Raw genomic sequence first — 15,133 nt, 5'->3', positions numbered from 1 at the left:
CTCACCGCCGGACCGGCTGAAGCCGGTCCTCGACCACCCGGATCAGGTAGTCCCGCTCCTCGGCGGTCAGGTCGGTGAACTGCAGCCCCAGCAGTGGGTTCTCGCCTCCGTTCACCCGGACCACCTGGGCCTTGAACTGCATCGGACGGCCCATGACCTCCAGCGCCACCTCGACCCGGTCACCGATCGACAGCGCCGGGCCGTCCGGCGGGACGCATCCGAGTCCGGTCTCGCTCAGGTCGATCGGGACGCTCGTCCGGGTCTGCCCACGGTAGGTGATCCGGAGCGGGCTGGAGACCGGGACCCGTTCGCGCCCACGGCGTTCCAGGACCTCGTCCATACGTTCCATGCCGTTCAGCCGCTGGATCGTCTCGTTCAGCGAAGCATCCAGGCGCTCGACCAGCGCCAGTTGTTCCTCGGCCACCCCGGCCAGTCCGGAGGTGGCCTCGTCGACGCCCTCGATGCTGGCGGCCACTCCGCCGATGGCGCCGTGCATCTCGACGGCGTCCATCTCGATCCGGCTGATGATGCTCGTGATCTGCTCGGTCGACGTGGCCGTGGCGATCGCCAGGTTCTTCACCTCGGCGGCGACCACGCTGAAGCCACGGCCGGCCTCACCGGCCCGGGCCGCCTCGATGTTCGCGTTCAGGGCCAGGAGCTTCGTCTGGTCGGCCACCCCGGCGATCAGGTGCGCCATACCCGCCACCTTGTTCAGGCTCTCCCCCAGGGCCATCACCACCCGGTTCGCCTGTTCGGCCCGGGCCACCACGTCGCGGGTGATCTGGTGGGCACCCGCCACCCGGCCGTCGATCGTCCCGGCTGTGGTGCGTACCGCCTCGACGTCCCGCACCACCGACTGGAGTTCCACGACGACCGTTGCCGACGTCTGGGCGACCACTTCCTTGGCCCGCTCCCGCGACTGCTTCTCCGCCTCCCGCTGGCGCAGGAAGGTGTCCTGGGCCTGCGCCGCCTGGGCGGCATGGGCGGAGCGCAGTTCCTCGGCCGAAGAACCCAGCTGTTCCCGGGCCACCATCAGTGCCCGGCCGATGTCGCCCATCTCGTCACGACCGGACGGAAGCGGATGTCTCTGCCGATCACCCGTCGTGATCGCCATCACCCCGGCCACGGTCTGCCGGACATCGTGCTGGGTGCGCCACCAGACCCCGACCGCCAACCAGACCCCGATCACGAAGAAGATCAGGGCCAGCACCAGGACCCGGTCGCGGCGTGCCTCCAGCCGCTCGATCCGGGCGTCGAGAAGCTCTTCCAGCACGGTGGTGAGGGGGACGACAGCAGCCGTCACCGCCGCGGTGAAGTCCTGGTCACTGACCGCCCCGGGGCGGGCCAGACCACCGCTGAGCTTCCCGGCCAGGACCCGGCCCGCCTCGGCGAGGGTGGGCACCGCGGCGAGTTTCTGGTCCAGACCACTCAGTGAACTGTTGGCCGCGGCCGTCGTCGCGTCTGCCTCGATGGTGTCGGCCGCACTCTGCAGAGTTCCGGCCAGGACCGCCTGATCAGCGATCCGGGAACTGAGCGACCCTCCGGTACCGGGATGCGCTGCGTGCACGGCGACCTGCGCCATCCTGGGCAGCTGGACCACCTGCGCATCCATCACGTAGAAGGAGTCGAGGTCCGGGTCGAGAATGAGGTTGGAGTAGTTGCCGATCGCGGTCACCAGCTGGGTCAGGGCGTCGATCTGAGCGATGGGATCGGCACCCCCGTCGCGCAGACCCTGCACGGCATCGTCCAGCCGCAGTTCGGGATGATCACCGGCCAGCGCGGTCAGGGCCGCCAGGTCCGGGGTCTGCCCGGCCAGTACCTGGACCATTTCGTCGAGCACCGGCTTCAAGACGTCGACCCCGACGCGCTCGTGCCCGGCGAAACTGGTCTGCTCGTCCATCACCGCCGCGAACGACCAGGTCGCGACGGCCCCGGGGATCAGCAGCATGACGATGACGAGAATCAGGCGAGAGCTGGAACGCAGCCGATCGGTCACCGCCAGCGAGGGCCGAAGGAACGCCGGCTTGCTGCTCCGGTGAACCACTGTCTGGTCGCCCTCCCACGTGGTCATGCCCCCGTCTCGACAGATACCGGCCGGCTCTTGACCGTTCACGGATACGAAAGGACCAAAGTCATCGGTGACCCAGCAGTGACCCAGCAGTGCCCGCCCGGCGCCCCGAACCCGACCGGCCGTGATCATGCAGACGCCCCCGGGGAACCTTTGCATGATCACGGACGAAGGGTCGGGTTACCAGGCGACGCTGAAGTACTGCGTCTCCGTGTACTCCTCCAGCCCCACGCGGGCCCCCTCCCGGCCGATGCCGCTCTGCTTGACCCCACCGAACGGCGCCGACGGGTCGGAGACCAGGCCCCGGTTGACACCGATCATGCCGGCCTCGACGCGCTCGGCCAGTTTCAGTGCGACGCCCAGGTCACCGGCGAAAATGTAGGCGGCCAGGCCATACTCGGTGGAATTCACCTGGGTCAGCAGGTCTTCGGGATCGGTCCAGGTGACGATCGGGACGATGGGCGCGAACGACTCCTCCCGCACCACGTCCGACTCGGTGGTGACGTTGGTCAGCACCAGTGGGGTGAAGAAGTGCCCCGGGGCGGTGGCGGGTTTTGCTTCGTGGGCGATGCGGGCACCGGTCACCAGAGCACTCTCGACCAGACGGTGGACGTTCGCCAGGGCTTTCGCGGAGATCAGTGGTCCGATGTCGCAACCGTCAGCAGCCGGGCCCACTTTCAGGGCCTCGACGCGTGCGCCGAGCTGTGCGGTGAACTCGGCGGCGACGTCGGCGTGCACGTAGAACCGGTTGGCCGCGGTGCAGGCCTGCCCGCCGTTGCGGAACTTGGCGATCATCGCCCCGTCCACGGCCGCGTCCAGATCGGCATCGGCGGTGACGATGAAGGGAGCGTTGCCGCCGAGCTCCATCGACGTGTTCATCACCCTCTCGGAGGCCTGGCGCAGGAGCTGGCGGCCGACCTGGGTGGAACCGGTGAAGGAGATCTTGCGGACGCGGGGGTCGTCGGTCCAGGCCGCGACGATCGCCGGGGCGTCCTCCCCCGGCACCACGTTGACCACACCGTCGGGGATCCCCGCCTCGGCCATCAGGGCGGCGATGTGCAGTGCGGTGAGCGGGGTCTCGGCGGCGGGCTTGAGCACCACCGTGCAGCCCGCGGCCAGGGCCGGGGCGATCTTGCGCGTGGCCATGGCGGCCGGGAAGTTCCACGGTGTGACCAGTGCGGCCACGCCGACCGGGTGATGGGTGACGATGGTACGGGTGCCACCGGCCGGGGAAGAGCCGAAGTCACCGTGCGGGCGCACGGCCTCCTCGGCGAACCAGCGGAAGAACTCGGCCGCGTAGATCACCTCACCGCGGGCGTCGGTGAGCGACTTGCCGTTCTCGGCCGCGATCAGCCGGGCGAGCTCCTCGGTGTCGCGCAGCATCAGCTCGCGGGTCTTCATCAGCAGGTCGGCCCGGGCCCGGGGCGCGGTGTCGGCCCAGGCGCGGAACGCCTGCGAGGCCGCGTCGACGGCCAGCACGGCGTCGTCCGGGCCGGCGTCGGAGACCTGGGCGATGACCTCGAGCGTGGCCGGGTTGACCACCCCGAACGTGCCGCGGCTACCGGCCCGCCCGGTGCCGCCGATGAGAACGCCCTTGGTGTAGTCCATCTCAGATCTCCTTCAGCGCGGCGGCGATGACGTCCAGCCCTTCGGAGAGCAGCTCGTCGGAGATGCTCAGCGGCGGCAGGAACCGGATCACGTTGCCCCAGGTGCCGCAGGTCAGGGTGATGACGCCCTGGGCGTGAGCATAGGCCGCCACCGCCTTCGCCAGGGCGCCGTCCGGCTCACCGGTCGCCGGGTCGACGAACTCCGCGGCGAGCATCGCGCCCCGGCCCCGGATGTCACCGATACGGGGGTCTTTCAGATCGTGCAGACGCCCGAGCACCAGGGTCTCGATCTCCTGGGCCCTCTCCAGGAGGCCGTCGGCCTCGATCGTCTCGATCACGGCGAGGGCGGCCGCGCAGGCGAGCGGGTTACCCCCGTAGGTGCCCCCGAGACCGCCGGTGTGCACCGCGTCCATGATGTCTGCGCGACCGGTGACCGCCGAGAGCGGAAGCCCACCCGCGATGCCCTTGGCCGAGACCACCACGTCGGGCACGACGTTCTCCTGCTCGACCGCGAACCAGGTCCCGGTGCGGCCGAATCCGGACTGCACCTCGTCGGCGACGAAGACCACGCCGTGCTCCGTGCACCAGTCGGCCAGCGCAGCCAGGAATCCGGGGGCCGGGACGATGAAACCGCCCTCACCCTGGATCGGCTCGATCACCAGTGCTGCGAGATTCCCGGCACCCACCTGGGTCTCGATCTGCGACAGCGCGCGCCGCGCCGCTTCGGCCCCGGAAAGACCGTCGCGCGAGGGGTACGACATCGGCGCCCGGTAGACCTCACCGGCGAATGGGCCGAACCCGTGCTTGTACGGGGCGACCTTGGCGGTCATCGCCATGGTCAGGTTGGTGCGGCCGTGGTAGGCGTGGTCGAACACCACCACGGCGTCGCGGCCGGTGTAGGAACGCGCGATCTTGACCGCATTCTCGACCGCCTCGGAGCCCGAATTGAACAGGGCCGACCGCTTTTCGTGGTCACCGGGGGTGAGCCGGGCGAGCGCCTGCGCGACCTGCACGTACGACTCGTACGGGGTGATCATGAAACAGGTGTGGGTGAAGTCGGCGACCTGGGCCTGCACGGCCTCGACCACGCGCGGGGCGCTGCTGCCGACCGTGGTGACGGCGATGCCCGAACCGAGATCGATGAAGCGGTTGCCGTCGACGTCCTCGACGATGCCCCCGGCCGCGCGGGCGGCGAAGACCGGCAGGGTGGTGCCGACCCCCGGGCTGACGAAGGCCTGCTTGCGCTGCATCAGGGCGACCGACTTCGGGCCGGGCAGCTCGGTGCCGAGGTGACGGCTCTGGGCAAGGGGTTCACGGGGCATATCACGAGGGTGCGACGTCCTTCTCATGTTGTCCAAGACCTGTTCAACACTAAATTCATGCCTTGTGAGCATGAACCTCCGATTGCTGCGTTACTTCACCGAGACGGTCGACGCCGGCTCCGCGACCCGGGCCGCGGCCCGGCTGCACGTGACCCAGCCCGTGCTCTCCCGACAGCTGCGTCAGCTGGAGCAGGACATCGGCCTGCCGCTGTTCGAGCGACAGGGGCATCGGCTGCGACTGACCCCGGCCGGTGAACAGTTCCTGCCCCTGGCCCGGAATCTGCTGCGTCAGGCCGACGAGGTGCGGCGGGCCTGCGCCTCGATCGCCTCCGGACGCCTGGACCAGCTGCATCTGGCCGTGCCCACGACCACGCTCAACGACGTGCTGGCCCCGTTCCTGGCCACTCTGCACCCCGACGACCCGGTCCCCATCGTGCGCCAGCTAGACCCCCGGGGCGCCGACGCGGCTCTGAGCTCGGGTGCGGATCTGGCCATCGTGCCCCGGCCACCGGCCCGGCACCTGGCCTCGCACGCGCTGGCCGTGCTGCCGATCTGGGCCCAGGTACGCAGGGACGATCCGTGGGCCGGGCGCCCGACGGTGGACGTCGGTGAGCTCGCCGAGAGGGCGCTGTTGCTGCTCACCGTCGACTTCCGGCCCCGCCAGCTGCTGGACGAGGCGCTGGACGGAACCGGTCTGAGCTATCGGGAGGTGATCGAGTGCACGAACGCCCGGGTGGCCCAGGCCCTCGCCGCGGCGGGCCGCGGTGTGGCGGTGGTCTCGGACGATCCCCGCTTCGACCTCGCCCCGGTGGCCGTGACCGGCCCCGCCGGTCCGGTCCGGATCAGCCTCTACGCCGCCTGGGACCCGCATCATCACGCCGCGACCGCCCTGGCCGCTCTGGCCGGGCGACTGGCCGCCTTCTGCGCCGAGCAGTACGGCCCGGACGTGGTGCCCGCATCGGGAGCCGAACCTGCGGAAAACGTGGACCCAACCGCGTCCACCCATTGATTTCGTCGCTGTTAACCGCGCTTGACGCGGATTCAAGCGCCATCGACACTCGTCACGACGATATACGTACCTCCAGGGAGATTCCTGATCATGAGTGCCGCCCTAACTGATGTCGACGTCGTGGTCGTGGGCGCCGGCGTCACCGGCCTGACCGCGGCCACCCGCCTGGCGAAGGCCGGCCGCAGCGTGGTGGTGCTGGAGGCCCGGATGCGCATCGGCGGTCGCCTGTGGACCGACACGATCGACGGCGTGCGCCTGGAACTGGGCGGGCAGTGGGTCTCCCCCGACCAGTCCGCCCTGCTGGAGACCCTGGACGAGCTCGGGCTGAAGACCTTCACCCGCTACCGCGAGGGGCGCAGCGTCTACGTCGGCCGCGACGGCGTGCGCCGCACCTTCGACGGCGCCGCGTTCCCGGTGTCGGAGCACACCGCGGCCGAGGTCGACCGCCTCACCGTGCTGCTGGACAAACTCGCCGGGCAGATGGACCCGCTGAGCCCGTGGGACATGCCGGGGGCCGCCGAGCTCGACCGCGTCTCCTTCTCCGCGTGGCTGGAACAGCAGACCGACGACGTGGAGGCGCGCGACAACATCGCCCTCTACATCGGCCCGGCCATGCTGACCAAGCCCGCGCACTCCTTCTCCGCGCTGTCCGCGGTGCTGATGGCCGCCAGCGCGGGCAGCTTCAGCCATCTGGTCGACGCCGACTTCATCCTCGACCGGCGGGTGGAGGGCGGCCTGCAGCAGGTACCGCTGCTGCTGGCCGAACAGCTGGGCGACCGGGTGGTCACCGGCACTCCGGTGACCTCGATCGCCTGGGACGCCGACGGCGCCACGGTGAACGGCACCTGGCGGGCGAAGCGGGTCATCGTGGCCGTACCGCCCACCCTGGTCTCCCGTATCGGTTTCACGCCCAACCTGCCCCCCGTGCACATGCAGGCCCGCCAGCACACCTCGTTCGGCATCGTGCTCAAACTGCACATCACGTACCCGACACCGTTCTGGCGCGAGGACGGGCTCTCCGGAACCGCCTTCAGCCCGTACGAAGTGGTGCACGAGTCCTACGACAACACCAACCACGACGAGACCCGCGGAACGCTCGTCGGTTTCGTCTCGGACGAGAACGCGGACGAACTGCTCGCGCTGTCGCCGCAGGAGCGTCGCGCCCGCACCCTGGCCTCACTGGCCGCCTACTACGGCGACCGGGCCCTGCAGCCGGAGGCCTACTACGAGAGCCAGTGGATGGCCGAGGAGTGGACCGCCGGGGCCTACGCGACCAGCTTCGACATCGGTGGCCTGACCCGGTACGGCGCCACACTGCGTGAGCCGGTGGGCCCGATCTCGTTCGGCACGTCCGACGTGGCCGGCCTCGGTTTCCAGCATGTCGACGGGGCCATCCGGGTGGGACGGATGCTCGCCGAATCGATCTGAGGAACACCTTCCGACCACTGAAAACATCGACAGACATCGAAAAGGCCCGGGTTCTGCACAGAACCCGGGCCTTGCTGCGTCACCGGCGGATGTCGCCAGGGGCGACCGAGTGCCGGAAAGCGGACGAAAGCCCGCCTCCGGTGGGTCGTCCCGGTGATCGGGGCGAGCCTTCGCCAGGATGGCCCTCAGGCGTTCTTCAGGCCGAGGAGCCGCTCGAGCAGGAGCGGACCGACCGCATCGTCGATGGCGGTGACCACGTCGATCACCGGGCCGGTCTCCACCGCCACGGTGCGACCCCGCTCGGCGCCGGAGGTCTCGACCCGGATGCCGGTGGACCGCACGGTGGCCGCCGCGATGTCGCCGACGGCGAGCATCGTGGCCATCGGGTCGTGGAGGGCGCTCACACGCCTGCCGTACCGGGTCTCGTGGAATCCCAGGTAGCAGTCGAGCATGCCGGCCAGCGCCGTCTGGAAGCCGCCCCCGGCGGCCGCCAGCGCATCCTGGGCGGTGACGTCGAGCGTGTGGGTCAGGGTGACGTCCAGCGGCACCAGGGTGACCGGCCAGCCGGCGCCCAGCACGATGGCCGCGGCCTCGGGGTCGTTGCCGATGTTGGCCTCGGCGTGATCGGTGATGTTGCCGGGCACCCAGACCGCGCCGCCCATGATGGTGACGTGGGCGAGAAGTTCGGGCAGGCGCGGCTCCAGCTCGAGGGCCTTGGCCAGGTTGGTGAGCGGCCCGACCGCGACCAGGTGCAGCCGGCCCGCGTGGGTCAGCGCCGCCTCGACGATCTGCTCGGGGCCGCTCATCGATTCCGGTTCGCGGGCGGACCGGGTCAGAGCGATGTCGCCGATGCCGTTCCCACCGTGCACGTGCGGGGCGTCACCGGCATAGCCGCCCACGAGCGGGTGGTGCTCGCCGACGGCGACCGGGATGTCGTCGCGGCCCAGTACGGCCAGCAGGTCGAGCGTGTTGCGGGCCGCCTGCGCGGCGTCGATGTTGCCGCTCACCGTGCTGATGCTCACCAGCTCGATGCCGGTGCAGGAAACCAGGTGTCCCAGGGCCAGGGAGTCGTCGATCCCGGTGTCGCAGTCGAAGTGGACCGGTAGCTCGGACAAGGTGACTCCCAGGAGAAGGCGAAACGAACAGCCGGTCAGCCTATCCCAGCATCGTTTCGGGCCCGGACCAGGCCGGACCGGGCCGGACCAGGCCGGACCAGGCCACTGGACCGGACCGCCAAACCCATTGAGGCCCGATCTCCGGATGTCCGGTGACCAGGCCTCAATCTTTGTAGCGGGGACAGGATTTGAACCTGCGACCTCTGGGTTATGAGCCCAGCGAGCTACCGAGCTGCTCCACCCCGCGTCGGTAGTTCAAGACTGTCACACCTGGGCCGAGAACGCGAATCCGTTGCTCCATCAGGGACGAAGAAGCCCGGCCAGCCACGAAGAAGCCCGGCCCTCAGGATCAAGGGCCGGGCTTCTTTCACTACTACTTGTAGCGGGGACAGGATTTGAACCTGCGACCTCTGGGTTATGAGCCCAGCGAGCTACCGAGCTGCTCCACCCCGCGTCGGTAGCTCAACACTGTCACACCCCGTCCGAGAACGCGAATCCGTTGACCCGGACGGGCCCGGTCCTCCGGAGAGGACCGGGCCCACTCGCCGCTGGGGGTCAGGCGGCGCTGCAGGTCAGCTTCGGGGTGGCGGACGCACCGTCCACCTGCATCCCGAACTGGGTGGTGCCGCTGGCGGAGACCGCGCCGTTGTAGTTCAGGCTGGCGGCGGTGACCTTGGTGCCCGACTGGGCGGAGGTGGCGTTCCAGCTGGAGACGACCTTCTGGCTCGCGGGCCAGGTCCAGGCGACCTTCCAGTTCTTCGAGGTGGCGGCACCGGTGTTCTTCACCGTGACCTCACCGATGAAGCCCGAGCCCCAGGACTGGGAGACCTTGTAGGTCGCGGTGCACTTGGCCGTCCCCGTACCGGTGCTGGGGGCGGTCGTCGTGGTCGTCACGGGAGGCGTCGTGGTGGTGGCCGTCGGCGTCGCCGCCGGCACGGTGGGCGCTGCCGTCGTCACGACCGGGGTCGAGCCGCTGGTGCCCTTGGTGACCGCGAAACCGGAGATCCCGAGGCCCTTTCCACCGCTCCACGGCTCGAAGCCGGCCTGGATGCTGGTGAGGTACCAGGAGCTCTGGGCGTAGCCACGCTGCACGGCGTCGTTGTAGAAGTCCGTCACCTTGAAGTCGACGGACGAGGCCGCCGAGGTGCGCACGTACGAGACCACGTTCCAGCCGATGTTGCCGTACCAGACGTCCCAGGTGCCACCGGCGGTGGTGACCGTGCCGACCTTGGAGCCGACCGGTGAGGCGCCACCGGAGTGGTTGGCCCAGATCATCACCTCGGCGCCGGTGTTCTGGCCGTCCTTACGCGCGGTCGGGTCGAACCAGATGTCGTACGAGGCGTTCCAGACGCCACCGGAGACGTACTTCATCGAGGCCTTGGAGCCGATCCCGGTGAACTCGGTGGAGCTGGCCTTGATCGGCGAGAAGTTATTGGTGCAGTTGTTGTAGTGGCAGCCCCAGACCAGCGAGGGGTAGGCCGTCGGGGCCCCGCCCGAGTTCACACCCTCCTGCTGGGTGATGGTGAACCCGTCGTCGCTGACATCGATGCACTGGGCGGCACCGGTTCCCCAGCGGTTGTTCTGGACGATGTACTCACCACCCTGCACCTTGGTGGAGGCGTACTGGTCGCAGAGGGTTGTCTCGACGGCCGAGGCGGGGCCGGACAGCATGATGCCGCCTCCGACGACGGCGGCGGCCACAGCGGCGGCGGCCAGCGCGATACGAGCCTTCATGAAGAGTGTCTTCTCTTTCCGGTGTCAGGGCACGCGGCGTCGAAAGCCACGATCGGAGGAGTTACGTCTGTCCAGTTGTCGGGCGCCGGGCGAAAGTTGCCCACGGACTTGGATTTAGGATCGATTTAGCGAAGATGCCTGGCAGTCGGCGCTTTTGCTGTGGCGGGTGATACCGACGATGACACCGGGACAGTCGTGAGACACGTGGTTTTCGGCTGGAGGTCCCGCGACGGCAGGGCCTTGGATGGTGTGACTGCGCCCGAGCCACCCCTAGCGTCGGATTGAAAGGTTTCAACCAGCCGGTTCGAGCGGAGCATGTGTCATGGCGTATCGAATGATCTGGAACCAGACTGCCTACTTCGGTGCCGGTTCGATCGAGGTGATTCCGGACGAGCTGGCGCGGCGAGGGTTCCGGAAGGCGTTCGTGGTCTCCGACCAGGTGCTCGTCGACTCCGGGGTCACCGGTCGGGTGACCGGGCTGCTGGAGGGTGCGGGCCTGCCCTACGAGGTGTTCTGCGACGTGCTGCCCAACCCGCCCATCGCCAAGGTGCAGGCCGGTGTCGAAGCCTTCCGGGCGTCCGGCGCCGATGTCCTGATCGCCGTGGGTGGGGGATCACCGCAGGACACCTGCAAGGCGATCGGCATCATCGTGGCCAACCCCGAGTTCGCCGACGTGCGCTCACTCGAGGGTGTGGCCCCGACCAAGAACCCGTCGGTGCCGATCGTCGCGGTGCCCACCACCGCCGGCACCGCCTCCGAGACGACCATCAACTACGTGATCACCGACGAGGAGCGACAGCGCAAGTTCGTCTGCGTCGATCCGCACGACATCCCGGTGCTGGCCGTCGTCGACCCGGAGATGATGGCCGGCGCGCCCCGCGGGCTGAAGGTCGCGACCGGTCTGGACGCGCTCACCCACGCGATCGAGGGCTACCTCACCAAGGGCGCCTGGGAGTTGTCCGACCTGTTCCACCTCAAGGCCATCACCACGATCGCCGGCTCCCTGCGCGCGGCGGCGGACGGCGACCCGGCCGCGGCGGAACGGATGGCCCTGGCTCAGTACGTGGCCGGGATGGGCTACTCCAACGTCGGCCTCGGCCTGGTGCACGCCATGGCCCATCCCCTCGGCGCCTTCTACTCCGCGCCGCACGGTGCGGCCAACGGGATCCTGCTGGCCCCGGTGATGGCCTTCAATGCGGAGAGCAGCGCCGAGCGCTACCGCGACATCGCCGCCGCCTTCGGGGTGCCGGACGCCGCCACGATGCCGCTGGAGAAGGCCCGCATCGCGGCGGTCGAGGCGGTCGCCACCCTGACCCGCGACCTGGGGAACCCGACCCGGCTGCGGGAGGTCGGTGCCCGCGAGGAAGATCTGCCGGCCCTGGCCCGAGCAGCGTTCGACGATGTCTGCGCGGGCGGCAACCCGCGGGAAGCAACGGTCGCGGAGATCGAGGAGCTGTACCGGTCCGTCTTCTGAGCCCTGGCCGGCAATCCCTGGCCAAACAATTGAGGCCCGGTCTTCTCACTGAGAAGACCGGGCCTCAATCTTTGTAGCGGGGACAGGATTTGAACCTGCGACCTCTGGGTTATGAGCCCAGCGAGCTACCGAGCTGCTCCACCCCGCGGCGATGTCTCAACAATATGCCGTCCTCAGGACAGACAGCAAATCGACACCGCCGCGAGACGTTGCGTTCAGTTCGACGGACTGGTCGTGATCTCGGTGCTGCCCGTACTGGTGCTGGGGCTCGTACTTGCACTGGCCGACGGGCTGGCCGACGCGCTGGGCGCCGGTGTCGCGTCGGCGGCCGTCTGCGCGGCCTTCAGTGCGGCCTCCGCCTCGGTCGCCCGTTCCAGTGCGCTCTCCAGCGTCTTCTGCGCCACGCCGTAGGCGGCGAAGTCATTGTTCTGCAGAGCCGTGCGCCCGTCGGTGAACGCCTTCTGAGCCGCTTCCAGAGCGCTGTTCAGGCGCTGCTGGGCATTGGCCACCGCCGTGTCACCGGTGTCCCCGGAGTCGTCCCCGGAACCGGCGCCGTCACCGCTGTCACCGCCGGTACTGGCCTCGCCGAAGACCTGGTCGAGCGCACCGTTCAGGTCGTCGGCGAACCCGATCTCGTCACCGAACGAGACGAGCACCTTCTGCAGCAGCGGGTACGAGGTGTTGCCGCTGCCCCGCACGTAGACCGGCTGGACGTAGAGCAGGCCACCGGCCAGGGGCAGCGTGAGCAGGTTACCTCGCTGCACCGAGCTGTCGTTTCCGCGTTGCAGCTGGTTGAGCAGGTAGGAGACGTCAGGGTCGGAGTTGAACGAGTTCTGCACCTGGCCCGGGCCCGAGATCACCGTGTCCTTGGGCAGTTGCAGAAGTCTCATCTGCCCGTAGTCGGACCGTGGTTTGCCCGGATCACTGCCCGCGTCCGCGTCCACCGCCAGGAAGCCGGTGAGCACACTGCGGGTTCGGCCGGCCGGGATGAAGGTGGACGTCAGCGAGAAGTTCGTGGTGTCTGTGCCCGGCATCTGCAGGGTCAGGTAGTAGGGCGGCTGCAGGGCGTTGGCCGTGGTCTTCGTCGGGTCGTCGGGCACCGTCCAGAAGTCCTGCTGCGAGTAGAACGCGTTCGCATCGGTCACGTGGTACTGCTGCAGCAGCTCGCGCTGGACCTTGAAGAGGTCTTCCGGGTAGCGCAGGTGCGACATCAGGTCGGCGCTGATGTCACTCATCGGCTCGACCGTGTTGGGGAAGACCTTGGTCCAGGCCTTGAGGATCGGGTCTTCGTTGTCCCAGGTGTAGAGCTTCACCGAGCCGTCGTAGGCGTCGACCGTGGCCTTCACCGAGTTACGGATGTAGTTGACCCGGGTGTTGTCCAGGGCGCTGACCGCCGTGGTGGTCTTGGTGATCGAGTCGGAGGTGGCGTCTTCCAGCGTCTGGGTGCGTGAGTACGGGTACTGCGAGGTGGTCGTGTACGCGTCGATGATCCAGGTGATCCGGCCGTTCACCACGGCCGGGTACGGGTCGCCGTCGAGAGTGAGGAACGGCGCGACCTTCTCGACCCGCTCGCGCGGCGTGCGGTCGTAGAGGATCTGTGAATCGGCGTTCACCTGCTTCGACAGCAGGATGTTCTGGTCCTGGAACTTGATCGAGTAGAGCAGCTGACGCAGGGTCGAGCCGACCTTGACGCCACCGTCGCCCGCGTAGGTGTAGTTCTGCTGGCCACTGGCGGCCGTGTCGTCGGGGATGTCGAGTTCCTGCGGGGCGGCGCCTTCGGGTGCGCCCACGATCGAGTAGTCCGGGGAGTTCTCGCCGAAGTAGATGCGCGGCTCGTACTCACCGAGCTTCCCGGTGCTCGGGATGCTCGATTCCATGAACACCGGGCGACCGTCGGCGGAGCGCTCGTTGCCGTAGGCCGCGACCATGCCGTAGCCGTGGGTGTAGACGATGTGGTCGTTGACCCAGTTGCGCTGCTCGCTGGGGGCCGCGTCGATGTTCAGTTCCCGGGCGGCGACCACGGCGTCGCGGGTCTCCCCGTCGATGCTGTACTTGTCCACGTCGAGGGTGTCCGCGAACGAGTAGTACTGCTTGATCTGCTGCAGCTGCGAGAACGTGGGGCTGACCAGCGAGGGGTCTTGCAGGCGGATGCCCGGGATGCTCTCCGCGCTGTCCCGCAGATCCTTCTCGTCGGCCTCGGACTGCGCGTTGTAGGTCTCGGTCTTGATGTTCTCCAGACCGTACGCATCTCTCGTGGCCTTGATGTTCTTCTGGATGTAGGTACGCTCCAGCTCCTGCGCGCTCGGCTGCACCTGGAACCGCTGCACGGCGGCCGGGTAGATGCCCCCGATGACGATCGCGGAGACCACCAGCAGGGCGGTGCCGTAGAGCGGGATCAACCGCCAGCGGTCGACGAAGGCAGCCACGATGAACAGGACCGCGATGATCACCGCGATCCCGGCCAGCACGCCGCGCGAGGTCAGCCCGGCGTTGGCATCGGTGTAGGTGAGACCGGTGATGAGCCGCGAGTCTTTGGTGGAGAGCGCGTACCGGGCGAGCCAGTAGTCCAGGCCGCGCAGCACCAGGAACGAGCCGGCCAGCACGAAGAGGTGGATGCGGGCCGCCGAGGTGAGGCGCTGCCCACCGCCCTGGACCCGCAGACCGCCGTAGAGATAGTGCGTCACGAGTGCAGCGATCGCGGCCAGGAACACCGCGGCGGTCAGGAAGCTGACCAGGAACTGCAACCACGGCAGCGTGAACACGAAGAACCCGATGTCCATCTTGAACTGCGGGTCTTTCTGGCCGAACGGCACCCGGTGCAGCCACAGCTGAACGGTCTGCCACTGCTGGCTGGCGGCCGAGCCGGCGAACAGGCCGAGCACGACCGGCACGGCGATGCCGACCAGGCGACGCAGCGGCTCGATGCTCTCGCGATAGCGGTCCAGCCCCACCTGCTCGGTGGAGATCGGGGCGTAGATCGGGCGGCTGCGGTAGCCGATGATCAGCGAGGCCGCCACGGCCGCACCCATCACGGCGGCGCCCAGCACGAACAGGATGATCTTGGTGATCAGCTCGGTCTGATAAACCTTCGCAAATCCGACCGACTGGTACCAGAGCACCTCCGTCCACATCTGGGACGCGATCAGACCCAGCACGATGAGCACGCCGAGAGTGATCAGCGTAGGTGCCAGAGCTCCGCGCCTGCGTTTGTTCAGGACCGGCCGTGGGCCTCGGGGGTCGCGCTCATAGGTCACGCATGGAGAACTTACCCACCATCCGCCCGGTTCCCTACCTGACGCAGCTGATGTGGCGCTGTGAATACCGGCTGGAACAACTGGCCAGCAGGTGAGGAAGCCCGAAGATCTTTCGGATGGAA

The 15,133-nt window shown here is 68.5% G+C and carries 9 protein-coding genes and 3 tRNA genes; 3 read left to right on the top strand and 9 right to left on the bottom strand.

Going from position 1 to position 15,133, the window contains the following annotated elements:
• Window position 1: 1 nt before the first annotated feature.
• The 3 genes from QSK05_RS06180 to gabT all read right to left on the bottom strand — a co-directional run bounded on the left by QSK05_RS06180 (window position 2) and on the right by gabT (window position 4,997).
• Window positions 2–2,071, bottom strand: a complete 2,070-nt coding sequence (locus QSK05_RS06180) for a methyl-accepting chemotaxis protein (protein WP_285594772.1) — start codon at window positions 2,069–2,071, stop codon at window positions 2–4.
• Between the two features lie 177 nt (window positions 2,072–2,248).
• Entirely contained in the window at window positions 2,249–3,676 is a 1,428-nt protein-coding gene (locus QSK05_RS06175) for an NAD-dependent succinate-semialdehyde dehydrogenase (RefSeq protein ID WP_285594770.1), read from the bottom strand.
• 1 nt (window position 3,677) lies between these two features.
• Complete coding sequence (gene gabT / locus QSK05_RS06170; protein WP_285594768.1) at window positions 3,678–4,997, bottom strand: 4-aminobutyrate--2-oxoglutarate transaminase; 1,320 nt, start codon at window positions 4,995–4,997, stop codon at window positions 3,678–3,680.
• A 70-nt stretch (window positions 4,998–5,067) separates the two neighbouring features.
• Here gabT and QSK05_RS06165 point away from each other — a divergent pair, with 70 nt between their 5' ends.
• Window positions 5,068–6,006 carry a LysR family transcriptional regulator gene (locus QSK05_RS06165; protein WP_285594766.1) on the top strand — a complete coding sequence of 313 codons (939 nt, stop codon included), beginning with the start codon at window positions 5,068–5,070 and terminating at the stop codon, window positions 6,004–6,006.
• A gap of 90 nt (window positions 6,007–6,096) precedes the next feature.
• On the top strand, window positions 6,097–7,434 hold the full coding sequence (locus QSK05_RS06160) for a flavin monoamine oxidase family protein (RefSeq protein ID WP_285594762.1): 1,338 nt from the start codon (window positions 6,097–6,099) through the stop codon (window positions 7,432–7,434).
• A 185-nt stretch (window positions 7,435–7,619) separates the two neighbouring features.
• Here QSK05_RS06160 and QSK05_RS06155 read toward each other — a convergent pair whose 3' ends face one another.
• The 4 genes from QSK05_RS06155 to QSK05_RS06140 all read right to left on the bottom strand — a co-directional run bounded on the left by QSK05_RS06155 (window position 7,620) and on the right by QSK05_RS06140 (window position 10,283).
• The gene (locus QSK05_RS06155) at window positions 7,620–8,549 is read right to left on the bottom strand and encodes a nucleoside hydrolase (protein ID WP_285594761.1); all 930 of its coding nucleotides are present in this window, start codon (window positions 8,547–8,549) and stop codon (window positions 7,620–7,622) included.
• A 173-nt stretch (window positions 8,550–8,722) separates the two neighbouring features.
• Window positions 8,723–8,796: transfer RNA gene (locus QSK05_RS06150), tRNA-Met, on the bottom strand.
• Window positions 8,797–8,929: 133 nt separating this feature from the next.
• Window positions 8,930–9,003 (bottom strand) — tRNA-Met (locus tag QSK05_RS06145).
• 101 nt (window positions 9,004–9,104) lie between these two features.
• On the bottom strand, window positions 9,105–10,283 hold the full coding sequence (locus QSK05_RS06140) for a GH12 family glycosyl hydrolase domain-containing protein (protein ID WP_285594759.1): 1,179 nt from the start codon (window positions 10,281–10,283) through the stop codon (window positions 9,105–9,107).
• Between the two features lie 322 nt (window positions 10,284–10,605).
• Between QSK05_RS06140 and fucO the strand changes: the two genes are divergently transcribed.
• The gene (gene fucO / locus QSK05_RS06135) at window positions 10,606–11,757 is read left to right on the top strand and encodes a lactaldehyde reductase (RefSeq protein ID WP_285594757.1); all 1,152 of its coding nucleotides are present in this window, start codon (window positions 10,606–10,608) and stop codon (window positions 11,755–11,757) included.
• 74 nt (window positions 11,758–11,831) lie between these two features.
• Here fucO and QSK05_RS06130 read toward each other — a convergent pair.
• Window positions 11,832–11,905 (bottom strand) — tRNA-Met (locus tag QSK05_RS06130).
• A gap of 67 nt (window positions 11,906–11,972) precedes the next feature.
• Window positions 11,973–15,011: a UPF0182 family membrane protein gene (locus QSK05_RS06125; protein ID WP_285594755.1), complete on the bottom strand. Its 3,039-nt coding sequence runs from the start codon at window positions 15,009–15,011 to the stop codon at window positions 11,973–11,975.
• Window positions 15,012–15,133: the final 122 nt, after the last annotated feature.

Source organism: Kineosporia sp. NBRC 101731 (assembly GCF_030269305.1).
Lineage (GTDB): Bacteria > Actinomycetota > Actinomycetes > Actinomycetales > Kineosporiaceae > Kineosporia.
Note: the sequence above shows the minus strand (reverse complement) of the source record. Positions and strands in the feature narration are given on the sequence as shown.

Coding starts and splice junctions, on each gene's coding strand:
- QSK05_RS06180 (WP_285594772.1), bottom strand. CDS start 2,071: ATGACCACGTGGGAGGGCGACCAGACAGTGGTTCACCGGAGCAGCAAG.
- QSK05_RS06175 (WP_285594770.1), bottom strand. CDS start 3,676: ATGGACTACACCAAGGGCGTTCTCATCGGCGGCACCGGGCGGGCCGGT.
- gabT (WP_285594768.1), bottom strand. CDS start 4,997: ATGCCCCGTGAACCCCTTGCCCAGAGCCGTCACCTCGGCACCGAGCTG.
- QSK05_RS06165 (WP_285594766.1), top strand. CDS start 5,068: ATGAACCTCCGATTGCTGCGTTACTTCACCGAGACGGTCGACGCCGGC.
- QSK05_RS06160 (WP_285594762.1), top strand. CDS start 6,097: ATGAGTGCCGCCCTAACTGATGTCGACGTCGTGGTCGTGGGCGCCGGC.
- QSK05_RS06140 (WP_285594759.1), bottom strand. CDS start 10,283: ATGAAGGCTCGTATCGCGCTGGCCGCCGCCGCTGTGGCCGCCGCCGTC.
- fucO (WP_285594757.1), top strand. CDS start 10,606: ATGGCGTATCGAATGATCTGGAACCAGACTGCCTACTTCGGTGCCGGT.